This is a genomic window from Sphingomonas sp. SP4 (assembly GCF_058313375.1).
In genome coordinates this window covers 831415-855990 of the sequence record NZ_JBZFLE010000002.1, presented here as the reverse complement: position 1 = coordinate 855990, position 24576 = coordinate 831415, and the positions used below count along the sequence as shown (strand labels likewise).

At 63.4% G+C, this 24576-nt stretch carries 26 protein-coding genes and 1 tRNA gene; 20 read left to right on the top strand and 7 right to left on the bottom strand.

Going from position 1 to position 24576, the window contains the following annotated elements; all coding sequences use genetic code 11:
• Positions 1 to 90: 90 nt before the first annotated feature.
• The 8 genes from AC4GYV_RS13665 (at position 91) to AC4GYV_RS13630 (ending at position 4891) form a co-directional block, all read left to right on the top strand.
• Complete coding sequence (locus tag AC4GYV_RS13665) at positions 91 to 672, top strand: Maf family protein (protein WP_491101247.1); 582 nt, start codon at positions 91 to 93, stop codon at positions 670 to 672.
• Positions 669 to 1262, top strand: a complete 594-nt coding sequence (gene coaE / locus AC4GYV_RS13660; RefSeq protein ID WP_491101246.1) for a dephospho-CoA kinase — start codon at positions 669 to 671, stop codon at positions 1260 to 1262. Before AC4GYV_RS13665 ends, coaE begins: the two co-directional genes overlap by 4 nt.
• Positions 1263 to 1270: 8 nt before the next feature.
• Positions 1271 to 1969 (top strand): DNA polymerase III subunit epsilon, encoded by a 699-nt coding sequence (gene dnaQ, locus AC4GYV_RS13655; protein ID WP_491101245.1) that lies wholly within the window; start codon positions 1271 to 1273, stop codon positions 1967 to 1969.
• Between the two features lie 55 nt (positions 1970 to 2024).
• Positions 2025 to 2591: a ribosome hibernation-promoting factor, HPF/YfiA family gene (gene hpf, locus AC4GYV_RS13650; RefSeq protein ID WP_491101244.1), complete on the top strand. Its 567-nt coding sequence runs from the start codon at positions 2025 to 2027 to the stop codon at positions 2589 to 2591.
• Positions 2592 to 2652: 61 nt separating this feature from the next.
• Complete coding sequence (locus AC4GYV_RS13645; RefSeq protein ID WP_491101243.1) at positions 2653 to 3117, top strand: PTS sugar transporter subunit IIA; 465 nt, start codon at positions 2653 to 2655, stop codon at positions 3115 to 3117.
• Entirely contained in the window at positions 3114 to 3458 is a 345-nt protein-coding gene (locus AC4GYV_RS13640; protein WP_491101242.1) for a DUF1491 family protein, read from the top strand. Before AC4GYV_RS13645 ends, AC4GYV_RS13640 begins: the two co-directional genes overlap by 4 nt.
• 288 nt (positions 3459 to 3746) lie before the next feature.
• Positions 3747 to 4307 (top strand): cell wall hydrolase, encoded by a 561-nt coding sequence (locus AC4GYV_RS13635; RefSeq protein ID WP_491101241.1) that lies wholly within the window; start codon positions 3747 to 3749, stop codon positions 4305 to 4307.
• A 98-nt stretch (positions 4308 to 4405) separates the two neighbouring features.
• Positions 4406 to 4891: an MmcB family DNA repair protein gene (locus tag AC4GYV_RS13630; RefSeq protein WP_491101240.1), complete on the top strand. Its 486-nt coding sequence runs from the start codon at positions 4406 to 4408 to the stop codon at positions 4889 to 4891.
• Here AC4GYV_RS13630 and AC4GYV_RS13625 read toward each other — a convergent pair whose 3' ends face one another.
• Complete coding sequence (locus AC4GYV_RS13625; protein WP_491101239.1) at positions 4892 to 5476, bottom strand: ankyrin repeat domain-containing protein; 585 nt, start codon at positions 5474 to 5476, stop codon at positions 4892 to 4894.
• A 63-nt stretch (positions 5477 to 5539) separates the two neighbouring features.
• On the opposite strand from AC4GYV_RS13625, the gene AC4GYV_RS13620 reads away from it, so the two are divergent.
• Both AC4GYV_RS13620 and AC4GYV_RS13615 read left to right on the top strand, forming a co-directional pair.
• Entirely contained in the window at positions 5540 to 5977 is a 438-nt protein-coding gene (locus AC4GYV_RS13620) for a YcgN family cysteine cluster protein (protein WP_491101238.1), read from the top strand.
• A gap of 121 nt (positions 5978 to 6098) precedes the next feature.
• Positions 6099 to 6671, top strand: coding sequence for a M48 family metallopeptidase (locus AC4GYV_RS13615; protein WP_491101237.1), 573 nt, complete (start codon positions 6099 to 6101; stop codon positions 6669 to 6671).
• Here the strand turns inward: AC4GYV_RS13615 and AC4GYV_RS13610 are convergent.
• Positions 6624 to 8768 (bottom strand): transglycosylase domain-containing protein, encoded by a 2145-nt coding sequence (locus AC4GYV_RS13610; RefSeq protein WP_491101236.1) that lies wholly within the window; start codon positions 8766 to 8768, stop codon positions 6624 to 6626. The two genes, AC4GYV_RS13615 and AC4GYV_RS13610, sit on opposite strands and share 48 nt — an antisense overlap.
• 120 nt (positions 8769 to 8888) lie before the next feature.
• Between AC4GYV_RS13610 and AC4GYV_RS13605 the strand changes: the two genes are divergently transcribed.
• From AC4GYV_RS13605 to AC4GYV_RS13585, 5 genes are all read left to right on the top strand, one after another.
• Positions 8889 to 9413, top strand: coding sequence for a DUF4402 domain-containing protein (locus AC4GYV_RS13605; RefSeq protein ID WP_491101235.1), 525 nt, complete (start codon positions 8889 to 8891; stop codon positions 9411 to 9413).
• 179 nt (positions 9414 to 9592) lie between these two features.
• The gene (locus AC4GYV_RS13600; RefSeq protein ID WP_491101234.1) at positions 9593 to 10108 is read left to right on the top strand and encodes a DUF4402 domain-containing protein; all 516 of its coding nucleotides are present in this window, start codon (positions 9593 to 9595) and stop codon (positions 10106 to 10108) included.
• 152 nt (positions 10109 to 10260) lie between these two features.
• Positions 10261 to 10767 carry a DUF4402 domain-containing protein gene (locus AC4GYV_RS13595; RefSeq protein ID WP_491101233.1) on the top strand — a complete coding sequence of 169 codons (507 nt, stop codon included), beginning with the start codon at positions 10261 to 10263 and terminating at the stop codon, positions 10765 to 10767.
• A 103-nt stretch (positions 10768 to 10870) separates the two neighbouring features.
• Positions 10871 to 11704 carry a fimbrial biogenesis chaperone gene (locus AC4GYV_RS13590; RefSeq protein ID WP_491101232.1) on the top strand — a complete coding sequence of 278 codons (834 nt, stop codon included), beginning with the start codon at positions 10871 to 10873 and terminating at the stop codon, positions 11702 to 11704.
• 30 nt (positions 11705 to 11734) lie between these two features.
• A complete protein-coding gene (locus AC4GYV_RS13585; protein WP_491101231.1) occupies positions 11735 to 14431 on the top strand; it encodes a carboxypeptidase-like regulatory domain-containing protein in 2697 nt (898 codons plus the stop codon).
• 15 nt (positions 14432 to 14446) lie between these two features.
• On the opposite strand, the gene AC4GYV_RS13580 is transcribed toward AC4GYV_RS13585, so the two are convergent.
• Positions 14447 to 14533, bottom strand: a tRNA-Leu gene (locus AC4GYV_RS13580).
• A gap of 410 nt (positions 14534 to 14943) precedes the next feature.
• Positions 14944 to 15867 carry a zinc-ribbon domain-containing protein gene (locus AC4GYV_RS13575; RefSeq protein WP_491101230.1) on the bottom strand — a complete coding sequence of 308 codons (924 nt, stop codon included), beginning with the start codon at positions 15865 to 15867 and terminating at the stop codon, positions 14944 to 14946.
• Between the two features lie 115 nt (positions 15868 to 15982).
• Here AC4GYV_RS13575 and ftsE point away from each other — a divergent pair, with 115 nt between their 5' ends.
• Genes ftsE through AC4GYV_RS13555 form a run of 4 tightly spaced genes read left to right on the top strand, consistent with a single transcriptional unit; the run spans position 15983 to position 18799 of the window.
• Positions 15983 to 16696: a cell division ATP-binding protein FtsE gene (gene ftsE / locus AC4GYV_RS13570; RefSeq protein ID WP_491101611.1), complete on the top strand. Its 714-nt coding sequence runs from the start codon at positions 15983 to 15985 to the stop codon at positions 16694 to 16696.
• Positions 16696 to 17565, top strand: coding sequence for a cell division protein FtsX (locus AC4GYV_RS13565; protein ID WP_491101229.1), 870 nt, complete (start codon positions 16696 to 16698; stop codon positions 17563 to 17565). Before ftsE ends, AC4GYV_RS13565 begins: the two co-directional genes overlap by 1 nt.
• The gene (locus tag AC4GYV_RS13560) at positions 17562 to 18098 is read left to right on the top strand and encodes a YdcF family protein (protein ID WP_491101228.1); all 537 of its coding nucleotides are present in this window, start codon (positions 17562 to 17564) and stop codon (positions 18096 to 18098) included. Before AC4GYV_RS13565 ends, AC4GYV_RS13560 begins: the two co-directional genes overlap by 4 nt.
• Positions 18098 to 18799, top strand: coding sequence for a lysophospholipid acyltransferase family protein (locus tag AC4GYV_RS13555; RefSeq protein WP_491101227.1), 702 nt, complete (start codon positions 18098 to 18100; stop codon positions 18797 to 18799). Before AC4GYV_RS13560 ends, AC4GYV_RS13555 begins: the two co-directional genes overlap by 1 nt.
• Here the strand turns inward: AC4GYV_RS13555 and pheT are convergent.
• Together pheT and pheS are read right to left on the bottom strand one after the other, a co-directional pair.
• Entirely contained in the window at positions 18776 to 21130 is a 2355-nt protein-coding gene (pheT, locus tag AC4GYV_RS13550; RefSeq protein WP_491101226.1) for a phenylalanine--tRNA ligase subunit beta, read from the bottom strand. The two genes, AC4GYV_RS13555 and pheT, sit on opposite strands and share 24 nt — an antisense overlap.
• Complete coding sequence (gene pheS, locus AC4GYV_RS13545; protein ID WP_491101225.1) at positions 21127 to 22188, bottom strand: phenylalanine--tRNA ligase subunit alpha; 1062 nt, start codon at positions 22186 to 22188, stop codon at positions 21127 to 21129. Before pheS ends, pheT begins: the two co-directional genes overlap by 4 nt.
• Before the next feature lie 51 nt (positions 22189 to 22239).
• Here pheS and AC4GYV_RS13540 point away from each other — a divergent pair, with 51 nt between their 5' ends.
• Positions 22240 to 23151: a DUF5996 family protein gene (locus tag AC4GYV_RS13540; RefSeq protein WP_491101224.1), complete on the top strand. Its 912-nt coding sequence runs from the start codon at positions 22240 to 22242 to the stop codon at positions 23149 to 23151.
• Here the strand turns inward: AC4GYV_RS13540 and AC4GYV_RS13535 are convergent.
• A complete protein-coding gene (locus AC4GYV_RS13535; protein ID WP_491101223.1) occupies positions 23148 to 24560 on the bottom strand; it encodes a helix-turn-helix domain-containing protein in 1413 nt (470 codons plus the stop codon). The genes AC4GYV_RS13540 and AC4GYV_RS13535 overlap by 4 nt on opposite strands.
• Positions 24561 to 24576: the final 16 nt, after the last annotated feature.

Genomic DNA, 24576 nt, shown 5'->3' with positions numbered 1-24576 from the left:
AGTTGAAGAGCGGAACCGTGCAATCGAGCGGTTGAGTGGGTCCCCAGCATCGCGCTAGCTTTCCAATGGCAGTTTTCCACAAGGTTATCCGTGGCCCTGATTCTTGCTTCCTCGAGCGCTATCCGGCGCCAGATGCTCGACGCTGCCGGCGTCGAATATGAGGCGATTCCGTCGCGCGTGGATGAAGATGAGGTCAAGGCACGCCTGATTTTACCCGAGGAAGTCGCGGCTCGGCTGGCAGAAGCGAAGGCGCTGGACGTCGGCTCCCGCCGCCCGGAAGCCATGGTGATTGGAAGCGACAGCGTCGTCAGCGTGGACGGGCGACTTTTCGACAAACCCGCTTCCCGTGAAGATGCCGCAGCGCACCTGCGATTGTTCTCCCGCAGGGAGATGAAGCTGACGAGCGCTGTTGCCTTGATACGCAATGGCGAAGTGGGCTGGTCGCACGTCGACACCGCACGCCTGTATGTCCGCGCATTATCGGATGAGTTTATCGAGACCTATCTCGACGCGGAATGGCCTGAGGTGGGATATTGTGTCGGCGTTTTTCGGATGGAGGGACGCGGTGTGCAACTATTCGACAGGATCGACGGCAACTACTTCACGATCCTAGGCATGCCGTTGATTCCACTGCTCGGCGCTCTCCGCCAGCAAGGATTGCTGCTGTCGTGATCCGGATCGCGCTGACTGGTTCGATCGGCATGGGCAAGTCCACCGTCGCAGACATGTTCGAGCGCGCGGGCATTCCCGTGTTCGACGCCGACGCCGAGGTCAGGAGCCTGCAGGGTCCTGGCGGAGCGCTCGTCGAACGCATCGGCGAGCAATTCCCGGGAACGGTCCACAGCGGTGTGCTCGACCGCGACAAGCTGGCCGGCCTTGTCCTCGACGACCCCGAGCAGCTCACTAATCTCGAACAGATTGTGCACCCCGCAGTCCACGACGCGCGGCAGGCCTTTATCGACAAGAACCGAGACGCCCCGGCCCTGCTCTTCGATATCCCTCTTCTTTTCGAGACTGGCGGAGAAAAGGAGTTCGACAAGGTCGTCGTCGTGTCCGCCCCATCTGACGTCCAGCGCACGCGGGTCCTCCGGCGACCCGGGATGACGGAGGACAAGCTGGACTCGATACTCGCCCGTCAAATGCCAGATGCCGAGAAAAGAGCGCATGCTGACTTCGTCATCGACACCAGCGGAGACCTATCCACAACTGAGGCGCAGGTCAGGGATATTCTCGCTTGTCTCGGAATCGCGGTGGGTGGATAGATTCACGCGTGCGTGAAATTGTATTCGATACTGAGACCACTGGGCTGAACCCGGCGACCGGTGATCGCATGGTCGAGATCGGCTGCATCGAGATCTACAATCGTGTCGAAACCGGCCGGCACTTCCACGCTTATTTCAATCCCGACCGCGACATGCCGTTCGAGGCTGAAGCGGTGCACGGCCTCAGCACGATTTTCCTGTCGGACAAGCCGCGCTTCAATGAGCGGGTCGAGGAGCTGCTCGAGTTCATCGGGGACTCGCCCCTCGTCGCTCACAATGCGGGCTTCGATTTCGGCTTTCTGAACTTCGAGCTCGAGAAATGCGGTCGGCCGCTTGTCTCCGCCAGCCGCATGGTCGACACGCTTCAGCTTGCGCGGATGAGGCACCCGGGTGCCAAGCACAGCCTCGACGCCTTGTGCATGCGCTTCGGAATCGACCGCAGCCATCGCGTCAAGCACGGTGCGCTCCTCGACGCGCAACTGCTTGCGCAAGTCTATGTCGAGCTGACCGGCGGCCGGCAGATCGGCCTTGGCCTGGTCGCCGAAGCGGGCAGCGTCGCGGTTCAACCATCGTCGCGCCCGGTTACCATTCGCGAGCCACGCCCAGCGCGGCCGCACTTCGCGGGCGAAGAGGAACTTGCCCGCCATCGCGCGTTTATCTCCCAGCTAATCAATCCGCTCTGGGCACAGTTCGCCAGCGCGAGTTGACGGCATCATGCGGGCGGGCCTAACGCCGCCCCGCGTCGATTGAGGAGCTACAAAAGTGGACGTTCGGGTCGCTGGACATCAAGTCGACACGGGCGAATCTCTGCGCGAACATGCTGAGCGCCGGATCGCCGAAATCACCCAAAAGCATTTTTCCAGAGCAGTAGGGGCCAACGTCACCTTCGGGCGTGGGCCGAACAACGATTACACGTGCGACATCGTCGCTCCGGTCGTGAACGGGGTCGTGCTGAAGGCCACTTATAGCGGCCGCGAGCCGGAGATCGCCTTCAATGGCGCCGCCGACCGGATCGAGAAGCAGCTGCGGCGCTACACGACGCGGCTCAAGGAGCATAAGGTCGACGAGGATGCCCAAGCATTCGTCGAGAATGCGTCCTACACGATCTTCCAACCGGGTCAGTCGGAGGAAGAGGAAGCCGATGCGCCGGCAATCGTCGCCGAAACCCGCGTCGATATCCCCGAATCCAGCGTTTCCGACGCCGTGATGCTGATGGATCTCAGGAACACCAACGCGTTGCTGTTCAAGAACAGCGGCACGGGTGAGTTCAACATGATCTATCGTCGCGAAGACGGGAATATCGGCTGGGTGGAACCTCGCACCCGCTAAGACGATACTGAAACAACAACCGGCCAGGTGCGACAGGTCGCACCAATGACGAGTTACGAGCATGCAGCTTGCCGATTTCCTCGACTTCGACGCGATCAAGACCAGCCTTTCCGGCGGCAACAAGCGCTCGCTGCTTCAGCAGCTGGCGAACGCCGCTGGCCAACGGCTCGGGCTCGATCAGGCGGCGATCCTCGCAAGCGTGTCGGAACGCGAGCAGCTGGGGTCCACCGGATTCGGGCAGGGCGTTGCCATCCCGCATGGTAAGATAGACGGGCTCAACCGGATCTACTGTCTGTTCGCCCGCCTGAGCGAGCCGATCGACTATAAGGCGATCGACGGCCGCCCGGTCGACTTGGTCTTCCTGCTTCTCTCGCCGGTGGATGCTGGAGCCGAGCATCTGAAGGCGCTTGCGGCGATCAGCCGTGTGACGCGCAACATCGCGACGCTGGAGAAGGTTCGTGGCGCGCGAAGTCGCGATGCGCTTGCTGCCGTGCTGATGGGCGCGGATGAGCGCGACGCCGCTTGAGCACCGAGCGGCTTCCCGCTCACCTTGAAGTCGCAGCGATTCTGCGCCGCGCCGAGGCGGCCGGCGACTTCGGGATCGTACTGCGCAAGGGCGATCCTGATCGCGGCTCGTTGCTTTTGCTGATCAACAGTCGGGGCCGCCACATTGCGTGCTTGGAGCGTGTCTTGTCGCTCGACGGCAGCTACTCCTGGCAGGCCGCTGGGCCCACCGAATCGTCGAGTTCCGTCGAAATCGGGGAATTCCTCGCTCGCCGAACACGATTCGACGAGGATTTGTGGGCTGTGGAACTGGATATCGCGCACCCCGAACGGTTCATCGCTGAAACGACCTCTGCGGGTTGACCCTGAGGTCTGCCCGGGGGACACCTCGCTCAACAACAAGAGCGGGGGGCATTCTGCGCGGGGAAATCGAGCAGGAATGCCACGCGAGACGGGGAACAGCCGAGGGGCGAAAAGCGGAAGTATTCGCGAGTAATTAAGCCTTCGTTTTTTCGGGCGGTTCACCGCAATTTCACGGCCTTTATGTTGCTTACGCTTCGACCAGCGTTGCTGTTTGTTGCTGCGCTCAGTGCAGCTTCTATCGCTCCGGCTCAGGCTGGACCAACTGTTGACTCTCCGGCTGCCTACGCTGTGGCCGATCTTCCGAAAGTTCCGGTTCCCGAGCTGCTCGACACTCAGGGCGAACCCCAACTTTCCGATTCCAAATCTCAGGCGTCTGACGACCGGGACAGCGACGATGCCGTCGCCCAGTCCGACGCAATTGCTCCCAAGGTTGGCGGCGACCTCCCGGCGATGGTTGCTCAGTTGAGGGGCTCTGAAGCCGGAAGCCGCGAGCTCGAATGCCTCGCCACCGGCATCTACTTCGAATCGAAGGGCGAGCCGCTCGCCGGGCAGCTGGCGGTGGGCCGGGTCATCGCGAACCGTGCCGCAAGCCGCGGCCGCTTCCCGCCGACCTATTGCGGCGTGCTGTTCCAGCGCGGGCAATTCTCATTCGTCCACGGCGGAAGGCTTCCTTCGGTGCCGCGGTCGAACAGCCAGTGGCAGACGGCGGTGGCGATCGCGAAGATCGTCGACCAGAACCTCAAGGAATCCGCGGTCGGCAACGCGTTGTTCTTCCATGCCCGCTATGTTTCGCCGGGCTGGCACGCCAAGCGCGTCGCGTCGATCGGCAATCACGTCTTCTACCGCTAAACGGTAGGAGGTCTGGGGGCGAAACGGGCGGGCTTCGGCTCGCCCGTTTTTCTTTGTGCGCGGTTGGCTATGTTCTAGCGATGTTCTAGGCTGACCGCATGGCAACGCGGCCCGATTCTTCCTGTTTCAACGACATTCCACCGATCGCGGCCGAGGTTGCCCGCGGCGTGACTCGCCTGTTCTGCCGGCAGGATCTGTTCGCCGTGTGTGAGATGCCGCTGCCGAATGGCCGGCGCGCCGATCTCATGGCGATCGACTCGAAGGGCGGTTTGACCATTGTCGAGATCAAGGTCGCCAAGGCCGACTTGCTCGGTGACGGCAAATGGTTCGACTATCTCGAATATTGCGACCGCTTCTTCTGGGCGGTGCCGCCCCATCTCGCGCGCATCCTCGAGGAAGAGAGATATCTCCCCGGGGAGGCCGGCCTGATCGTTGCCGATCGGTATGACGCCGCAGTGGTCAGGGATGCAGCCCATCGCCCGATGGCTCCGGCAAGGCGCAAGGCCGAAGTGCTGCGGTTCGCGCGCCGAGCCGCGCGCCGACTGTCGGCGCAGATCGATCCTTCGTTGGGCGACGCGAACTAGCTACTTCTTGGGCGAGGGCTTCTTCGCTTCGATCATTCCGAGAATGTCGCGAGCCCGCGGATCGCGCTTGGCATAGTCGCGCGCCGAGTAGCCTGCGGCGGTATCGGTTTTGTCCGGATCCGCGCCTGCAGCGAGGAGCATCCGCACGACCATCGGTTGCCGCTGGACGACCGCGGTGATCAGCGGAGTCTCGCCCATCTTGTTCGTACCATCGACCTTGGCCCCCATGGTGAGGAGCCATTCGACGCCCTGTGTGAAGCCGAGGCGAGAAGCTATGATCAACGGCGTGTCACCGCCCTTCCTGGCTCCCAGATTTGGATCAGCGCCCTTGTTGAGCAGGTAGCCGGTGTAGGTATCGTCGCTCCGGGCCACCGCGATCAACAGTGCGGTATTTCCTTCGGCATCGCGGGCATTGACCAGCAGCTTGGGATTGCCGCCGAGCAGCTCTTCGGCCTTGCCGCCGTCACGGTCCTTGACCGCCGTGACGAACTCCAAGCCTTTGTCGGTGCCGAGCTGCGCTGCCGCGGGCGCAGAGATGATCGACATGGCGGCTGCCGCAAGAATGGTAAAGCTGACTGGTTTCACTATCTATTGCCCTGAGTGACCCGCTTGATCGGGTCCGCGTAGCAGAGCAAGGCTGCCTTTGTCATGAATGCCGACACGCCATTTTGGGAGAAACCGCTCGTCGCGCTCGATCGTGGCGAATGGGAGGCCCTGTGCGACGGCTGCGGGCGATGCTGCGTGCATAAGCTTGAGGATGAAGAGACTGGCCTGCTCTACGCGACCAACGTCGCCTGCAAGCTGCTCGACCGGAGGAACGGGACCTGCGTCGACTACAAACACCGGATGAAGCGCGTTTCGGATTGCGTGAAGCTCGACCGCAAGAATCTGGCAGGCTTGGACTGGCTTCCTGAAACTTGTGCCTATCGGCTGCGCGCTGCAGGCAAGGCGCTTCCCGAATGGCATTACCTTATCTCCGGCAGCCGCGAGACCGTGCACGAGGCCGGACAGTCGACGCGCGGCTGGACCGTGAGCGAAGAGGACGCAGGCGAACTCGAATATCATGTGGTCGACCGCGCGCTCTGAAGCCGCTTTGGAAGCGGCGCTTCCCGTTCCGATTGAAATCCGCCCGATGCGCACGGCCCGGCGGATGCGGCTTCGTTTCGACGATTCGAGCGGGACACTGAAGTTGACCTGTCCGGCTCGAATGAGCCGGCGGACGGCCTTGAGATGGGCGTTAGACCAGCGCGACTGGCTCGAGGCCCAGCTCGCAAGAGCACTTCCCGCCGAACCATTCGCCGCCGGCTCGGTCATTCCCATCGAGGGGCGCGACACGCTGATCGTGTGGGATGAAAAGGCCCGACGAACGCCGATATTGTCTGATGGCCAATTGCACTGCGGCGGTCCCGAGGCTGGTCTGGCGCGGCGGGTGGAATCATTCCTGAAGGCACTCGCGCTGAAGACCATGTCGGCGGAAGTGACTGAATATGCCGAGGCCGCCGGCGTTCAGCATGGTCCGGTCAGCATCGGCGACGCCGGCACCCGTTGGGGAAGCTGTTCCTCGACCGGACGCATTCGCCTGAGCTGGCGGCTCATCCTCGCTCCGCCGCAGGTTCGCCGTTACGTCGTCGCACATGAGGTCGCGCATCTGAAGCACCTCGACCACAGCGCGAAGTTCAAGGCGCTGGAGGCTCGCCTGTTCGGGCCGGGACTTTCAGAAGCGAAGTCGATCCTAAAACGGATTGGTCCGCGGCTCCGACGCATCGGGCGCGGGCGCTAACGGATCATTGCTCGGCCGCGGCTGCGGCTGAGCCTGCGGAGGCGGCGCCTGCCGCTGCTGCTGCGGATATTGCTGCTGCGGCGGGAATGCTCGATCGAGTTCCTGCTGCGTCGGCTCGCCCGTCCCGTCCGGGCGCACCATGGGCTGCTGCTGCGGATAGCCTTGCTCTTGCGGCGGCATCGCAATTGGCATGCCATTCTCGTCCACGAGCTGCGGCTGAATGGCATTTTCGTCGACTGTGGCATCGCCAAACGCTTCTTCTTCCGGCGTCAGCTGCCAGTCCGGAATCGGCACCTGGGTTTCAAACTGTTCGATCGGCCTGCGGGCGACGGCGACGGACATGAAATCGTGGAACGCTCGCGCTGGAGCGGTGCCCCCCTGAAGCCCGGCGACTGCGCGCGCGTCGTCACGGCCCATCCACACGCCGGTGGTGAGGCCGCTGGAGAAGCCGATGAACCAGCCGTCCTTGTTCGAGCTTGTCGTTCCGGTCTTACCGGCAACTGGGCGGCCGATCTGCGCCGCCCGACCGGTTCCGCTGAGCACCGCCGACTGCAAGAGGTCGGTCATTTCAGCCGCAACCCACGGCGCGACCAGCACCCGCTCTTCCTCATTTTCGTGATTGTAGATCACCCGGCCATCGGCGGTGACGACTCGCCGGATGCCATAAGGTGTGACTGCTACGCCCTTGTTGTTCACCGACGCGAAGGCGCGCGTCATTTCGATCAGGCGAACGTCACTGCTGCCGAGCACCATCGACGGGAAGGTCGAGATCGGCGTTGTGATCCCGAACCGCCGTGCCATGTCCGCGATCGTCGAGAATCCGAGTTGCTCGCCGATCTTGGCGCTGATCGTGTTGATGGAGCGAGAGAAGGCTTCGCGCAGCGTCACCGGCCCAAGATTGGTCCGAGTGGAGTTTCGCGGGCTCCAGCCGTTAATAGTCACGGGCTCGTCGACGATCGTGTCGGTCGGCTTCATCCCCGATTCGAGCGCTGCCAGGTAGACGAATAGCTTGAACGCCGAACCCGGCTGGCGCGTCGCCTGCGTCGCCCGGTTGTAGATCGAGTCGACGTAATCCTTGCCGCCGACCATCGCCCGGACAGCACCATCGCGGTCGAGGGCCACGAGCGCGCCCTGCGCACCGTCAGGTGCATTGGCCCTGATCGCTCGGTCTCCGGCCGCCTGCATACCTGGATCGAGCGTCGTCCAGACGTCGATCGGTTCCTGAGTCTGATCGATCAGCTGGTCGAGCTGCGGCAGGGCCCAGTCGGTGAAGTAGCGAATGCTATTGTTGTTGTTGGCAGTCTGCTGGATGCGGATGCTAGCCGGGTCCACGGCCGCTGCGGCTTCCGGCGTGATGAAGCCGTTCCGCACCATGGTCTGCAGGACTACGCCTGACCGAGAGCGGGCGGCTTCGACGTCGGCCGTCGGCGAATAGTTCGACGGAGCTTTGACCAGGCCAGCAATGATCGCCGCTTCGCCTAGGCTCAGATGGTCCGCACCGTGACCGAAGAACTTCCGCGATGCCGCGTCGATCCCGTAGGCGCCGCCGCCGAAATAGACGCGGTTGAGGTAGAGCTCGAGAATCTGGTCCTTGGTGAACTTGCGCTCAAGCGCGAGCGCCAGGATCCCTTCCTTGATCTTGCGCCCATAGCTGCGGTTGTTCGTCAGGAAGATGTTGCGCGCCAGCTGCTGCGTGATGGTCGACGTCGCACTAACACGGTGGTTCTTCGCAACGGCGGCGCCGAGGGCGCGCGCGATGCCAATCGGATCGACGCCGATGTGGCTGCGAAAGCGGCGGTCCTCGGTGGAAATCAGCGCGGCGCGCATCTCCGGCGGGATCTGGTCGTAGGATAGCCATTTGCCGAAGCTAGGGCCGAGCGAAACCAGTACCGCCCCGTTCGCAGCGCGCACGCGGATCATCTGGCCCAGGTCGTTGCGCTTCGTCAGTTCCGAATAGCTCGGCAGGTACGCGACGGCGACTGCCACGGCGACGACGAGCCCGAGGACCGCCAGGACGCCGCCATAGATCAGGCCCTTAAGGACCGTCTTGAAAGTGGAGCGCCCTGATGAGGCAGCTGTAGGGCGCGAACGAGCCATTCGGGATCGGGATAGAAAGCTGGAGGCAGGACGACAATAGGCGAGCTTGAGCGCTGTGGTGCAGGCAAGGTTAGCCCCGGATTAACCGTGCTTTAGCGTGTGAGCGATAGAGCGCTCGGCATGGGCGGAACCAGGCTCTTGATTGTCACGCTCGCCGCAGCGCTTGCCGTTGTGGTCGCCCCGACGCCTGCGCACAGTCAGTGCCGACTGTGTGAGAAGCCTACCACGGCCATCGATGCAGGGCCGGGTGGCTCGGACGTTCAACTCGAGATTGAAACGGCGCTGAACTTCGATCGCCTGATCCTCGCCGGGTCAGGTCAGGGAGAAGCCGTCATTCGTCCGGATGGATCTACGATGGGCACTGGCGCTATCGGCAATGTCGGTCCGCGAGCTGCCGTCGCCACGGTCGTCGTGCACGGAGAGCCAAACCGCACGCTTCGCATTGAAGTGCCCAGAAGGATCGATCTCTACTCACTCGGCGGCGGCCGCCTGACCTTCGACCAGGTCGTCACCGATGCAGGGAGCCTCCCGAGACTGGATGGCGCGGGCAAGCTGACATTCCACATCGGCGGCACGCTACGCTTCAAGGGAAGCGAAGACGGGGATTTCCGCGGCGATCTACCGATTACGGTTGAGTATCAGTGAACCCCGTTGGCGTGCAGTTTCCCGGCACGCTCTCAATCGTGTCTGATCCGGACCAAAGCCTAAGCTCGCATTAACCAAGGCCCTTTCGGAAGCCGTAAGCGGTCAAGGTTAATAGCGACGCCACGGATGACCGGACTTCGGCCAACCGGCTGAGTTTGAATCAAGTGGGGACCTCAACAATGACCAAGCTTCTCCGTATTGCTGCTGTCACGACGCCTGTCGTTGCTATCGCGCTGATTGCTACTTCGGCGAATGCCGTGCCCGTCACCATCGGCGGTCCGGCCCTGGGCCATGCCAACATCGTGAAGCCGCTGACCCTCAAGAAGGATCGCGACCTCGATTTCGGTACCATCACCGTTCTTGACGCCGGTCTCGCCAAGATTGACGCCGCAGGCGCAGTCACCTGCAACGGCGGCCTGAGCTGCTCGGGCACGGCGACGACGGCACTGTTCACCGTCACCGGAACCAACAACCAGGTGGTGACGATCACCAAGCCGGCGAGCGTTACGCTGACCAACAGCGCGAATCCGGGGACGGACCTGTCGATGACCTTGATCGGGCAGGACACCGTCACGCTGACGAATGCTGGCGCACCGGGGACTCAGTTCCCGCTCGGCGGCCAGATGAACGTTCCGGCGAATGTGAAAGAGGGCACCTATCAGGGCGACCTCAACGTCACCGTCAACTATCAGTAATACCCAGGGGCACTGCGGCGGTTTCGGCCGCGCATGGAGGGGTCGTCAGGTTTGGCGGCCCCTTTTCCGTTGCGGCGCAAACAAGCGTGGTTGACCGAAATTAAACCATTCTGGTGGAAATAGCTGACCGGGTCTCGGGGAGTTGATTCAGCATGGCTGCGTGCGTTCGAGCGGTGACCCTGATGCTCGCACTCGGCGTGTCGACGCTGAGCTCGCAAGCCATGGCCGCCAACCAGGTCATCCAGATCAACGCCAGCGTCGCCAAGCCATTGGAATTCTCCAGCCTTCAAGACCTCGACCTCGGCACCATCACGTTGACACCAGGCACTTGGTCCGGGGCGACTGTGTCAATTTCACAGGCGGGCGTCTTCGCTTGCAACCCGAACGTCGTGTGCACGGGCACCGCAAAGCCCGCGATGTATAATGTTCAGGGCACCAACAAGACCGTCGTCCGAATTACGGCACCGAGCGTGACTCTGGTGAACCAGTCCGATTCGACGCAGAAGTTGACGCTCGTCCTTGATGGCCCGGGGAGCGTGACGCTCCAGAACTCAGGGGCGCCCGGCCTGAACTTCAACATCGGCGGATCGATCGTGCTGAACTCGACGACGGCAGGCGGCACCTATGCAGGAACGCTCAACGTCACCGTCGATTTCTGACGTCGAAAGGCTGTTTTCCCGACGTGGTTGACCGAAAATCAACCATTCCGGATCAATAAAGGCGGCGATCGCTCCGACCTGGAGCAAAGTGGGGATCGCCAGAATGACCGTCAGTTCCAAGCCGTTCGTATTGGCCGCGTTTGCTGCGGCCTCCATCTTCGGATTTTCCACGCCGGCGCGTGCGGGGGTCGGAGATCTGTTGGTGGCCCCGACGAGGATCGTCCTTGATGGCGGCCGCGGGGCGGAGATCGTTCTCAACAACATCGGCGAAGAACCCGCGACCTATCGGGTGTCCGTCGAGTTCCGCCGCATGACGGAAGACGGAAACCTCGAGGATGTGACCGATCCCACAGCCATGGACAAGGCGACCGCCGACATGATCGTCTATGCGCCGCGCCGCGTGACTTTGGCTCCCCGTGAACCGCAGACGATCCGCATCGCAGCCCGTGCGCCGCAGGGGCTCGCCGATGGCGAATATCGCGTACACCTGCTGTTCCGCGCGATCCCGCCCGCCAATCCGGTAGTGCAGCAAGCATCTGCGAAGGAAGAGAAGGGCCTGCGTTTCCAGCTCACACCGATCTACGGTGTGACCATCCCGGTCATCGTGCGGTTAGGCAATCTCGAAGCGAAGGCGGGCATTGCCGACGTGCGTCTCGAGAAAGGTGCTGACGGCAAGTCGGATGTCGCGCTCGACCTCACTCGCACCGGCAGCCGTTCCACCTTTGGCGAAGTGCGCGTCCTGAAGGCTGGGGTTAAGGACCCGATCGCCATTCAGAAGGCGGTCGCTGTCTATACCGAGCTCAAGGAGCGTCACGTCACCATCCCGGTGAACGCGGAATATAAGGGTGAGATCGTTGGACCGGTGACCGTCCAATATGTCGAGACGTTCAACGACGGCGAACATGTGATCGCCGAGACCAAAGCCGTCCTGCGCTAGGACGGGAACGGCCGGGGGGGGCAATTTCCGGTGCCTGGGCCGGGCCAATGGGCGCGTAACGCCGCGCTGCTGCTGGCGCTTTGCGCTGGGGCGGTCGGCGCGTCCTCGCCTTCCCTGCCGACCACCGCAACGCAAGCCGCCGCTTCTTGGAAAGCGGATCCCGACGACCAGCTGCTGCTGGACGTCAACATCCGGCAGCTCCGGCTGGGCGATGGAGTTCGCGCCTACAACACGCCCGAAGGCACATGTGTCGTCTTAGGCGACTTTTTGACCTCACTTGACGTGCCGATGCGCATCGACCTGGGCGCAAAGAAGGCGAGCGGCTGGGCGTTCAAGGAAAACAACCGTATTTCAATTGATTATGCGGCGGCTGCGGTGTCGTACGGCGGCAAGCAGGAGCCAATCACTCCTGGCACCATCCGTGAGACGCCCGAAGGTTGGTGCGTTCAAGCGACCGCCTTGTCCCGCTGGTTCGGGATCGGCGTCAAACCGGTAACGACGGGTTCGGTGCTGCTGCTCCAATCCGAAGCCAAGCTTCCCGTCGAGTTGGCGATCGAGCGCCAGAAGCGGGCAGCATCGATAAAGCCGGCCAAGTTCGACCTGTCGAGCCTTCCGCAAGTGCGCATCCCTTATCGCATGTGGCGCGCGCCGGCTCTCGACTTCGTGGTCAGCGCCGGCATGACCTATCGAGCCAGCGACGGCATGCGCGTCGATCGTCAGAGCTCGGTCTTCGCGGCGGGCGAGATCGCGCACCTTTCTTACGATGCCCAGCTCTCGACGACGCAGCAGGGGAAACCGAGCCTCCTACGGCTTCGTGCCTATCGCTCAGATCCCGACGGTGGGTTGCTTGGCCCGCTTCATGCGACCCATTTCGGATTCGGCGACGTCGCGGGCTTCGACAGCGGGCTCACCGGATCGGTTGTCAGCGGAAGAGGCGCGCTCATCACCAATCGCCCGCTCGCCGCACGAGCCGCCTTCGACCGAACCCGCTTCGAGGGAGACCTGCCAAGCGGCTGGGAAGCGGAAATCTACCGTAACGGCGAATTGCTCGGATTTGCCAAGCCCGACGGCAGCCAGCGTTATATCTTTGATAACGTTCAGCTTCTCTATGGCGAGAACAATATCCAGATCATTCTTTATGGCCCGCAAGGGCAGATGCGGACCCGCGACGAGATGATCAACGTCGGCCAGGACAACGTGCCGAAGGGCAAGACCTGGTATTGGGTGGGCTTCAACCAGCCGGGGCGCGATATCCTTGAGTTGGAAAAGCCCCCCGATGAAACGACCCTGCCCAAGGCGCAGGCGACCGCTTCAGTTGAGCACGGCATCGACGATCGAACGTCGGTGGGCGTGCTCGCACGCGCGATGCTCGTCGGGGACGAGCATTTGACCTTTGTCGAGGGTAACGTCCGAAGAGCGATAGGCCCTGCGCTCGTGGAGGTCGGCGCCGCTCGAGAATCGAACGGCGGATACGCCGCTCATGCCCAGATGCTCGGAAAATTCGGCACGGTGAACGTAAGTGCCGAAGCGCTTGTCGCGAATGAATTTCATTTGCAGACGGACGATCCGCAGAGCCTGCGCAAAGCAAGAATTGCGGTGGATGCCCCGGTGAGAATCGGTCGAACGATCGTCCCGGCGCATGCCGACATGCAGATCACCGACAACCGAGACGGAACCCGGCAACTCGACGCCGCCGCGCGCCTCTCGGCAAACATCGATCGCTTCAATCTCGCGACCGACGTGCATTACACCCGGCAATATGTGCCCCTAGGCACCGGGCCGCCTGGCGAGGTCAGCGTCGGACTGATCGGTACCGGGCATATCGGCGACGTGCGCATCCGCGCCGGCGGGAGCATCGATGTCGTCCCGTCAGCACGATTCAGCAGCGCGGAGATTTCCGCTTACTGGTCGAAATCCGAAGAGGTCGATTGGGAGGGAGACCTCGCTTACGACGCGTCGTCGCATGTGGGCCGCGCCAGAATCTCGCATGTTCGGCGGCTCAACAGCATCGCAATCGCGCTCACGGGCGAAGCCGCCACTGACGGTTCGGTGGCGTTCGGCGTCAATTTGAACTTCTCGCTCGATCCGACACATGGCCTGAGCTTCTCGCGGCGCCCGCTCGCTCAGGCCGGCGCAATTCGTGCCGTCGTATTCCGCGATCTCAACGACAATGGCGTGCGCGATCCCTCCGAGCCGTTCGAAAAGGGCGCTCTGATTACGACCGGAACGGTGCAATCCGACGCGGCGACCGACGCCAAAGGTGCAGTCGTGGTCGGCGGTCTGACCGCTTACGCGCCAGTTGCCGTCGGGCTTGATCAAAGCAGCCTCAAAGATCCAATGCTGGTGCCCAAGAAGGCGCTCCAAGTCGTGGTCCCGCGGCCTGGCGTGCCTGCAGAGGTGCAGATTCCGCTCGTTGGTGGTGGCGACATCGAAGGCGCCGTCCTCAAGAGTGCGGAGCTCGGCTTTGAGGGACTCGATCTTGAGCTGGTCGATGAGGCGGGCAAAGTCGTGAGCAAGGCGCGCACCGATTTCGACGGCTTCTTCCTGTTCGAGCGCGTGCCGTACGGCAGCTATATCGTTAGAATCTCGAAGGAATCGGCGACAGCTGCAAAGCTTGTGCCGGAGCTCGGCGTCTCTGTGACTGTGAGCATAGACAAGGCCGTCGTCCGGACGGGCGCCATACACCCGCACTCATTGCCGGTCATGGCATCGGCGGGAGCTCAATAGCTCCGGTTCAGGGAATGGTGCGGTCGAGAAGACTCGAACTTCCACGGCCTTTCGGCCACAGCGACCTCAACGCTGCGCGTCTACCAGTTCCGCCACGACCGCACGTCATGAAAAGGCTGGCGCCGGAACGGCCCCGCCACTGGCAAGGCGGCGCCTCTAGCAAAGCGTCCCATGGGGCGCAATGGCATGTTGAATCGCGGCAAATCCGGTCCGTTTTGGAACAAAGGTTAATGCGCTCTTTACCTTTGACGGACGTAAGCGTTACGCGTTCGTCATGCTCTTGTTCGCCGCAGCCGCTGCCCTTGCCGCATCGCCGCAAAATGCGCCGGCAGAACATGTTGGCGCCTCCGCTCAGGCTCAGGCTTTCGTGAGGATCATCTCAGGGGCGGTTCTGCGTTTGGGGGAAGGCCCGCAGAGTGGTGACGCCCCCATGGCACAGCTAACGGTCGTCCACACGGACGGCGCAACACGCCCGGCGAAATTGATCGAATTCGAATGAAATTGCGCGCGGCTTAGTCGCGCGGGTTTGCCAATGTAATCGTCAGATATTCGCCACCCTGGGGCACGTTCACTTCGGCGCTGTTGAAGCTCGTGCTCGCTCCGGCGGCCAGCGTTCGCGCAGGCGGAGCAATCGTCCATTTGTAGACCAGCTCGCCAGATTTGTTCTTGAGCTGCGCCTGGAGCGGCGGAACGACCTGCTCCTTGGCCGTCGGATTGATCACCCGGCCCGTGATGGTCACCAACTGGTTGCCGCTTTCGAGGTTCTGCCGATCGCGGTGGGTAACGATCAGGGCGAGCTGGCTCGCTGCACCCGTTCCAAGGCCCAGCTTCGCCTTGAGGTCCGCTGGAGCGAAGAAATAGAAGGCTGCTGCCAGCGCCGCGACGACCAGGACGACGATGAGGATCGTTAGGATCGGACTACGACGGCCCGGAGCTCTTGAGTCCGCTGCCGGGAAGGGGCTGAACTCGTCGTCCGTCGCTTCGGGAAGCGGTGGCTCGCGCCAGTCTTCTGCGGCAGCCGGTGCAGTGTCGACGACTTCGCCGGTTTCAAAATCGGCAGAAACGGCCTGTGCGCGACGTTCCGCAGCCAGCTCAGCAGCTTGCCTGCCGCGGTCGTCCTGATCGGCAGCGTCTGTGTGAGCAACGGGCGGCGCATTTTCATCCGCCTCATCGATCATCGCCTCCTCGTAGGCGCGTTCCTCGGCCTCGGGCCCGCTTCGCGGCTCGATCAGCGTCGCTTCTGCGAGGCTTTCGTCCTCTTCAGAAGCTACAGCCTCCGGATCTGCCTCGCTTGTGAGGACCATCTCAGCCTCAGGCTCCGGGTCCTGATGCCAGCTATGCTTGCAGGAGGCGCAACGGACCTGGCGTCCCATCGGTGGGATCGCGCCGTCTTTCACCACATATTGCGTTCCGCAATTCGGGCAGGTGAGGATCATTACAACAAAAGGCCTCTTCCGGGACGGTGTACTAAGGGTAAACAGGAATGCGCCGAACTTGGCAAGGCAGCGGGCCTTGCCGAGAGACAGTGCGTGAGTGGGGAGGGCACGAAAGCTGGCACATGTTGCCGAATTCGACAGCGTAGGTTTGCGCTACGGTACGGGCGCCGAAGTGCTTCGCGATCTCGATTTCCGGCTCGCGAACGGCGGCTTCTATTTCCTCACCGGGCCGTCCGGTGCGGGCAAGACGTCGCTGCTGAAGCTGCTTTACCTTGCTCAGCGGCCGACGCGCGGGCGCATTCGCCTGTTCGGCGAGGAGCTGACCGAAGCGCCGCGTGAATCGCTGCCCGATTTCCGCCGGCGCATCGGAGTCGTCTTCCAGGACTTCCGCCTGATCCGTCACCTTTCCGCTTTCGACAATGTCGCGCTTCCGCTGCGCATCAGCGGCGCCACTGACGAGCAGGTCGAGGGGCCTGTGCGAGAGATGCTGGCGTGGGTCGGACTTGCCGATCGTGCGAGTGCTCGGCCGCCGACGCTGTCGGGCGGTGAGCAGCAGCGTGTTGCGATCGCGCGGGCCGTGATCAATCGGCCAGATCTCCTTGTGGCTGACGAGCCGACCGGCAACGTCGATGCCGCAATGGCCCAGCGCCTCCTGCACCTGTTCAGCGCCCTCAATCGGCAGGGGACCACCGTCGTGGTTGCGACCCACGACGTGGGGCTCATCAACGCGACGCCAGGCGCGAAGCTGATCAGGCTCGAGAATGGCTCGGTCGCGGATCCGACTGGGACGTTACGCAACCCGCCGCGCGCTGCGCGGGGCGAGGCATAATGCTGAGCTGGCTGTTCGCATCGCCATCCGAAAGCCGGTTGCTGGGCGAAGCGCGGCTGCGCGGCCCGACGGCGTGGGTGATTGCGATCATGAGCTTCTCGATCGTCGTGATCGCCGCTGCAGGACTGGCGCTGGCGAGCACTGCCGGGACGCTCACCCAAGCCATTTCCTCGCGCTATTCAATCGAAGTCCCTGGGGGCGGTGGGAGCGTTCAGGCGTTGCTAACGGCAGTTCGCTCTACTCCCGGCGTGACCTCGGCAGACGCCGTCCCCGAAAGTGAGATGCGCCGGACGCTCAAGCGCTGGCTTGGGCCTGCCGCGGATAGCCAGGACCTGCCGGTCCCGGCGCTGGTCAATTTCGACGTCCGTGCGGGCACCGATCTCGCCGCCATCCAGAAGCGGGTTCACGCGATTGCCCCGGGCGCCAGCATAGCATCGCACCAGGAAGCCGTCGGTCCACTGCTCCATTCTCTGAGGCTGCTCCAGTGGGTGGCGTTTGGGCTCGTGCTTCTATTGAGCGCCGCCGCGTCGGCCGCCGTGGTGCTCGCGGCTCGAGGAGCACTCGATACCCACCGTTTCACGATTGAGGTCATGCACGGCATTGGCGCGACCGATGTGCAGGTCACGAACCTGTTTCAGCGCAAGATCGCGATCGATGCTTTCGCCGGGAGCATCGCGGGCGCCGCAGCTGCGGCTGTCGTTCTCCTGCTGCTCAGCGCAGGTGCTTCGTTCGCAGGGGAGCTGACTGGTGGCGCGACGCTATCCGGCTGGGACCTGCTGATCCTCGTTCTACTTCCCCTTGCACTGACCATTCTCGCGACCTGGGTTGCGCGGCTGGCAGTGCTCGCGGCACTGCGCAAAGCTCTATGATCGCTCGCTTCGCTTCACTCGTCGTCCTGCTCTACGCGGTCGGCTTCATATTCTTCGCATTCACCTTGGGCCGCCCCGCGCAGGCGAGCGCAGCGGCGACGGACGCTGCCGTCGTTCTGACCGGCGGAAGCGGCCGGATTGAGCATGCTTTAGATGTCGTCGACGCGGGCAAGGCGAAACGCCTGCTCGTCGCGGGCGCCGATCCTTCGGTGACGAAAGCCGACCTCCGCCGCCGCATTCCGGGCAGCGCGAAGACACTCAAATGCTGCGTCGACCTCGGCAGCGAATCCGTCGACACACGGACGAATGCCGAAGAAGCCGACCGCTGGCTGAAGCAGCACCGCTTCAACTCGGTCCGCCTCATCACCAGCGACTGGCACATGCGCCGCGCGCGCTATGAGTTCGAGAAGGTGCTTGGCGCTAAATATCCGGTCGTGACTGACGCGGTGCGCAGCGAGCCGAGCTTCCTCACCCTGTTCGGCGAATACAACAAGTATCTGCTCCGCCGCGGTGCGGTCTGGGCCGACATCTGATGGCGCTGCTTCGGTCGCTGCTTTACGCGGCGATTTTCTATCCGGGCACCGTGCTGTTCGTGCTTGCTGGCGTCGTTGCAATGCTGTTCGGCCGCCGGCCGACGCTGGCGGTCGTCCTCGGCTGGTGCGACTTCAATCATTGGCTCGCGAAGAACCTTCTTGGCATCCGCGTCCATGTCGAAGGCGAGATCCCGCCCGGGCCGTATCTGATCGCGGTCAAGCATCAGTCGATGTTCGAGACGCTGGAGATGGTCCGAATTTCCAAGCTGCCGGTGATCGTCCTGAAGCGCGAGCTCTCCGACATTCCGCTCTTCGGTGCCCTGACGCGACGTTATGGCGTCATCCCCGTAGAGCGCAGCGCGGGCGCCAAAGCGCTTCGCGCCATGGTCGCCGCGGGCAAGGAAGCCGTCGAGGCAGGACGGCCGGTCATCATCTATCCCGAAGGCACGCGCGTTCGCGTAGGGCAGATCCCCGCGCTACGGTCGGGCTTTGCCGGTCTCTATCGCGCGCTCGGCCTTCCGGTCGTTCCGGTTGCGGTCAACAGCGGTCGCCTGTGGGGACGAGGGCTCGTCCACCATAGCGGGACTGTGACCTTCAAGGTTGGCGAGATCATTCCGCCCGGACTCAAGCGGGAGCAGATCGAAGCGCGCGTGCACGACGCGATCAACGCCCTCGAACTAGCTCCGGAGGCGAGCGCCTAGCTTCTCTGCCGCGCCAACAATCTTGCGCGAAATCTCGCCGATCTGTTCATCGGTGAAGCTCTTATCGATGGGCTGCAGCGTCACCTCGAAGGCAAGCGAGAGGCCATCAGGCGCGTCGAAACGATCGAACAGTCGAACACCGGTGATAGCGGCCTTGTCGGCGCCTCGGATGGCGCGGACGAGATTCTCGGCCGGCGCATCACCGGGAACGATGAAGGCGAAGTCGCGGGTGATTGGTTGCAGCGGCGGCGGAGAGAAAGCGGCTCGGGCGCGTCCGGCCGACCGCGGTGCCGGGATGGCGTCGAAGTAAATTTCTGCCGCCACGGCACCGGCTGGCGCGTCCAGCTCTTTCTGAAGCTTCGGATGAAGCTCGCCGAAGCTTGCGACGATCGTCTTCGGTCCGAGACCCAGCTTCGCCGAGCGGCCCGGATGCCAGTTAGGCCCGGCGTCAGGATAGACCTGCAGGTTCGCGACCGGCGCACCCGCCGCCTCGAGCAACGCACTCACGTCAGCCTTCGCATCGAAAGCGTCGAACGACTGCGCCTTGCCCGACTGCCACTCACGCGGCTTGCGATCGCCGGCGAGCAGGAGCGTGAAGGTGGAATGCTCTGCGTCGCCGAGATAGCGGCGTCCGATCTCGAACATGCGCACCGCCGACGCGCCCCGGTCGAGATTGCGGCGTGCGGCTGCGATCAGGCCCGGCAAGAGCGACGGCCGCATGACCTTCATGTCCTCGCTGATCGGGTTGGCGATCCGCCAGTCCGCACCACCGAAGGCAGCGGCTTCGCCTTCCGAGATGAAGCTCCAGTTGATCGCTTCGTCGAGGCCGCGCGCCGCGGCGGTTCGGCGCACCCGCCGCTCCATTAGCTGTGATCGCGTCGCCGTAGGATGAGCAATGCCCGGCTCGCGCTCCAGTGGAGTGGACGGCACCTTGTCATAGCCTTCGACCCGCGTGACTTCCTCGACCAGGTCGGCCGACCCGTCGATGTCGCGACGCCAGGTCGGGACGATCACGGTCGACCCGTTCACCTCGAAACCGAGGCTCCCGAGGATCTCGCGCTGGCGCGGCTCGGGAACGTCGAGGCCGCCAAGGGTTCGGGTGCGATCGAAGTCGAAGCTAACCACCTTGCGCTCGACCGGCGGTTCGCCCGCGCGAATTTCGGCGGAGGACTCACCGCCGCAAATGTCGAGGATCAAGCCGGTCAGGATCGCAAGTCCATCACCGAGGAACGCCGGATCGACGCCTCGCTCGAACCTGCTGCGCGCGTCGCTGCTCAGCGCCAGTGCCTGGCCGGTGCGCGCAATGCGCTCCGGCGTGAAGTAGGCAACCTCGATCATCACGTCGGTCGTGGCGTCGCTGACGCCCGAATCCTCGCCGCCCATGATGCCGCCGATGTCGTGCACTTGGGCGTCATCCGCGATCACCGTCATGAACGGCTGGAGCGCATATTCCTTCTCGTTGAGGGCGAGCACCTTCTCGCCCTGGCGGGCCGCCCGAGCCGTGAGAGCGCCAGTCAGCTTGGCGATGTCGTAGGCGTGGCTCGGCCGGTCTAGGTCGAGCATGACATAGTTGGTGATGTCGACCAGCGCCGAGATCGGACGCTGCCCCGCCGCCTTCAGCCGTCGCTGCATCCACTTCGGCGAGGCACCATTCTTCAGCCCGCGGATCGCTCGGCCGTAGAAGGCGGGGCACCCGTCCGGGTCTTCGATCCTGATCGGAACCGGGCAATCGAAGCTGCCTTCGATCTGCGGCACCGCAAGCGGCTTCAACGTTCCCATGCCGGCCGCAGCGAGATCGCGCGCAATGCCGCGAACGCCCATGCAGTCCTGACGGTTGGGCAGCACCGCAACGTCGAACACGACATCGTCGAGGCCGGCATATTCGGCATAGGCCGTTCCGACCGGCGCATCCGCGGGCAGCTCGATGATACCGCTATGGTCGTCGCCAAGCTCCAGCTCGCGCGACGAGCACATCATGCCGCGGCTCTCGACGCCGCGAATCGCGGCAATCTTCAGCGTGATGTCGCTTCCCGGAATGTAGGCGCCCGGAGGACCAAACACGCCGACAAGGCCGGCACGCGCATTGGGCGCGCCGCACACGACCTGGATTTCCTCGCCGGTGCCTGCGTCGACGGTCAGCACCTGAAGCTTGTCAGCCTGCGGGTGCCGCTCCGCCGTGAGCACGCGCGCGACCCGGAAGGGCGCGAGCGCCTCGGCCGGGTTGGACATTTCTTCGACCTCAAGGCCGAGCCATGTGAGCCGATGCGCGATTTCCTGCGGCGAGGCGTCCGTGTCGAGATGCTCGCGAAGCCAGTCGAAGCTGAACTTCATGCGCCCAGTCCGCCCGAAAGCGTGGGCACGTTCAGCGACCGGAAGCCGTAATGCTTCAGCCAGCGGATATCGCCGTCGAAGAAGGCGCGAAGGTCGTCCATGCCGTACTTCAGCATCGCGAGACGATCGACGCCGGTGCCAAAGGCGAAGCCTTGCCACTCATCCGGATCGAGCCCGCAATTGGCGATGACGCGCGGATGGACCATTCCGCTACCGAGCACCTCCATCCAGTGGTCCGATCCGCCGACGACGCGGCGGCCATTCTCCCAGGACCAGCCGACCTGCACGTCCGCCGACGGCTCGGTGAAGGGGAAGTAGCTGGGGAACATGCGGATCACCACGTCGTCGCGCTCGAAATAGGCCTTGAGGAAGGTCTCCAACGTCCACTTGAGGTGACCGAGGTGGATGCCCTTGTCGATCACCAGCCCTTCGATCTGATGGAACATCGGCGTGTGCGTCGCGTCGCTGTCGGAGCGGTAAACCCGCCCCGGCGCAATGATGCGGACCGGCGGTGGGTTCTTCTCCATCGTCCGGATCTGGACGGGCGAGGTGTGGGTGCGCAGGACGTACGGTTCCTCACCGGGTTCGCGAGGCTCCAGGTAGAACGTGTCCTGCATTGCCCGCGCCGGATGGAACTCCGGCATGTTGAGCGCGGTGAAATTGTACCACTGCGTCTCGATCTCGGGACCTTCCGCGACCGAGAAACCCAGGTCGGCAAAAATCTCCGCGAGCTCGTCCATGACCTGGCTGACCGGGTGGACGGTGCCGGAGACGCTCTCGGGTGCAGGCAGCGAGAGGTCCATCGTCTCGGTCGCGAGCTTGCGTTCGAGCTCAGCGGTCTCGAGTGCCGACTTGCGGTCCGAAAGTGCGTTCGAGACCTGCTCTCGGAGCGCGTGGATCTTCGGGGCCTCGGCAGCGCGCGTTTCGGGGTCCATCGAACCCAGCGACTTGAGCTTGGCGGTGATCTCTCCCGATTTGCCGAGCAGCGACACTCGCACGGAATCGAGGTCCTGCAGATTTTCGGCTGCGGCGATACGGTCGAGCAGAGCGTCGGACATGGGCCGAGCCTCTAGCAATGCCGCGCTGCAAAATGCAAAGGCACAGGAGTCATGGGCGACTGGCCTGAACTCAGCGTCGAACGCGATCACGACACACTCGCGATCCTGCATCTCGCCTCGCAGATGCTCGGCAAGATACGCGTTGCCCACGCGCCTTGGGCGAACCACGGCTGGCACGTTGCCCTTCAGCCGGTGGCCAACGGGTTCGAAACGCTGCCGACGTCGTCCGGGGACGGAAGGACGTTCACGCTCCGGCTCGACTTTTGCGAGCATGCGATCGTCTTGTGGGCTAGCGACCGCTCACGTGAGCAGGTCTCGCTCGATCTCGGGAATATCTCGGCCATCCATTCGGCGCTGATCGAGATGCTGGACCGGCATCGCCTGCCTTCCAGCTTCAACGGCACGCCGAGCGAAGTCGAAAATGCAGTGCCCTTCGCGGAAGACACGGCGCAGCGCGCCTACAGTCACGATTCAGCCGAGCGCCTTCGCCAGGCCTTCGCGGAAATGATGCCGGTGTTCGAGCATTACCGTGCCGGCTTCATCGGCAAGTCGACGCCGGTGCAGCTTTGGTGGGGCGCCTTCGACCTGGTGGTGAGCCGCTTCTCCGGACGAACGGCGCCGAAGCACCCCGGAGGACTCCCCGGCCTTCCCGACCGGATTACGCGCGAAGCGTATAGCCACGAGGTGGCAAGCGGCGGCTTTTGGGCCGGAGGCGTGACTGCAGCCGAGCCTTTCTTCTACGCTTATGCCTATCCGGAGCCGGAAGGGTATCGCGCCGCCAAGGTCGCGCATGGACGATTCGACGAACAGTTCGGCGAGTTCGTGCTTCCCTATTCCGAGGTTCGCGCGTCTCCGGATCCCAAGGGAGTGCTCAGCCGGTTCCTGCAATCCTCTTACGAGGCAGGGGCAGACCTGGGCCGATGGGATAGAGCAGCGCTGGAGCGAGAGCCGGTCGCGCCCTAACTCGGGACGAACGGGTAAGGCGAAATCGTCTTCCGGTTCTCTTCTACCGCCAGCATTCGCCCTGCAGGAGCCGTTGCGCGATAGGCGCATTGCAGTCTCGGACAGACGGCACAGGCCGGCCCCACCGGCGTCGCCTCGGTGTTCACCAAGTCCAACCCGTCGGCATAAGCGATGCGGGGAGCATGCTTCACATCGCAGCCAAGACCGATCGCGAGCAATGCATCGTCGCGAAGGTCGGGGCGGATCGGCCGCTCGATCGTGCGGCTGATGGTGAAGAAGCGCTGGCCGTCCGGCGTTTCTATGAGCTGGCGGATCGTCTGGCCCGGAGTCTGGAACGCGGTGTGCAGGTGCCAGCGCGGACAGGTGCCGCCGAAGTGCGAGAAGGGGAAAGCCTCGCCCGCATAGCGCTTCGAGATATTTCCCGCCGGATCCACCCGAAGCATGAAGAACGGCACGCCCTTCGCGCCGGAGCGCCCCAACGTCGTCAGCCGATGGGCTACCTGCTCGACGTTAGCGCCGAACTGCGCGCAGAGCCGATCGATCGCGTACCGATGCTCCTCGGCAGCCCGGAGAAACTTGCCGTAGGGCATGATGATCGCGCCGGCTGCGTAATTGGCGAAGCTCATGTGCAGCAATCGCCGGCTTCCGGGGTCAGGCGGACGTGCCGCTTCCAGCATCCGCGCCAGAATCGGCGCAAACTCCAGCAAGGCAAGCTGATAGGCGATTCCGAACTGACGGTTCTCCGGCCTTAGGAGCGAAGAGAGCATCAGGATGCGCCGCTGCGCATCGTAATGCTGGCTCGCATCTTCCAGGATTTCGGGCCCGACGACGCGGACTTCGACGCCCCACGCTTCCTTGAGGCGCTGCCGGAGCGGCTCCGCAACGGACAAGGGATGATTGAACGCTCCGCCGAGCGTCTCAGACGCTTCCTCCAGGTCGGGATAATGGTTGCGCTGGGACTGAATGTAGTCACGAACCCAGGTCTCGGGAGTAATCAAGGCGCGAGGATCCGATCCGGCGGTGTCGGCTTCGGGCTGGCGCTGAAGCTCTCGGAAAGCGGTATACAGCCGTGCAATCCCCTCGGTCACCGCAGGCACATTGTCCGCCAGTTCGACCAGTTCGTACCGGCTGACGCCGAGGTCGGCGAGCATCGGGTCTGAGAAGACCTCTCCGAGTTGCTGCGCTCCACCGCCCTCTCCGCTCTCCGAGGCGAAGGACTTCACATCGACGTCGAAGCTTTCGGCCAGCCGAAGCAGGATGCCCGCGGTTACTGGCCGTTGATTGCGTTCGAGGTGATTGAGATAGGAGCCGGAAATGCCGAGCTCGTCCGCCATCTGGCTCTGGTTGAGCCCGCGATCGCGCCGCAGCCGCTTGAGCCGCGCTCCGAGAAAAAGCTTGCGCTGAGCCATGATTAGTCAAGCTGTC

What these genes read in the sequence shown, in the direction of transcription:
- pheS (WP_491101225.1), bottom strand. Translation starts at nt 22,188, where the DNA reads ATGTCCGACGCTCTGCTCGACCGTATCGCCGCAGCCGAAAATCTGCAG.
- AC4GYV_RS13600 (WP_491101234.1), top strand. Translation starts at nt 9,593, where the DNA reads ATGACCAAGCTTCTCCGTATTGCTGCTGTCACGACGCCTGTCGTTGCT.
- AC4GYV_RS13645 (WP_491101243.1), top strand. Translation starts at nt 2,653, where the DNA reads ATGCAGCTTGCCGATTTCCTCGACTTCGACGCGATCAAGACCAGCCTT.
- AC4GYV_RS13610 (WP_491101236.1), bottom strand. Translation starts at nt 8,768, where the DNA reads ATGGCTCGTTCGCGCCCTACAGCTGCCTCATCAGGGCGCTCCACTTTC.
- AC4GYV_RS13555 (WP_491101227.1), top strand. Translation starts at nt 18,098, where the DNA reads ATGGCGCTGCTTCGGTCGCTGCTTTACGCGGCGATTTTCTATCCGGGC.
- AC4GYV_RS13560 (WP_491101228.1), top strand. Translation starts at nt 17,562, where the DNA reads ATGATCGCTCGCTTCGCTTCACTCGTCGTCCTGCTCTACGCGGTCGGC.
- AC4GYV_RS13565 (WP_491101229.1), top strand. Translation starts at nt 16,696, where the DNA reads ATGCTGAGCTGGCTGTTCGCATCGCCATCCGAAAGCCGGTTGCTGGGC.
- AC4GYV_RS13595 (WP_491101233.1), top strand. Translation starts at nt 10,261, where the DNA reads ATGGCTGCGTGCGTTCGAGCGGTGACCCTGATGCTCGCACTCGGCGTG.
- AC4GYV_RS13605 (WP_491101235.1), top strand. Translation starts at nt 8,889, where the DNA reads ATGGGCGGAACCAGGCTCTTGATTGTCACGCTCGCCGCAGCGCTTGCC.
- AC4GYV_RS13630 (WP_491101240.1), top strand. Translation starts at nt 4,406, where the DNA reads ATGGCAACGCGGCCCGATTCTTCCTGTTTCAACGACATTCCACCGATC.
- AC4GYV_RS13620 (WP_491101238.1), top strand. Translation starts at nt 5,540, where the DNA reads ATGAATGCCGACACGCCATTTTGGGAGAAACCGCTCGTCGCGCTCGAT.
- AC4GYV_RS13575 (WP_491101230.1), bottom strand. Translation starts at nt 15,867, where the DNA reads ATGATCCTCACCTGCCCGAATTGCGGAACGCAATATGTGGTGAAAGAC.
- AC4GYV_RS13615 (WP_491101237.1), top strand. Translation starts at nt 6,099, where the DNA reads ATGAGCCGGCGGACGGCCTTGAGATGGGCGTTAGACCAGCGCGACTGG.
- AC4GYV_RS13535 (WP_491101223.1), bottom strand. Translation starts at nt 24,560, where the DNA reads ATGGCTCAGCGCAAGCTTTTTCTCGGAGCGCGGCTCAAGCGGCTGCGG.
- pheT (WP_491101226.1), bottom strand. Translation starts at nt 21,130, where the DNA reads ATGAAGTTCAGCTTCGACTGGCTTCGCGAGCATCTCGACACGGACGCC.
- AC4GYV_RS13540 (WP_491101224.1), top strand. Translation starts at nt 22,240, where the DNA reads ATGGGCGACTGGCCTGAACTCAGCGTCGAACGCGATCACGACACACTC.
- AC4GYV_RS13590 (WP_491101232.1), top strand. Translation starts at nt 10,871, where the DNA reads ATGACCGTCAGTTCCAAGCCGTTCGTATTGGCCGCGTTTGCTGCGGCC.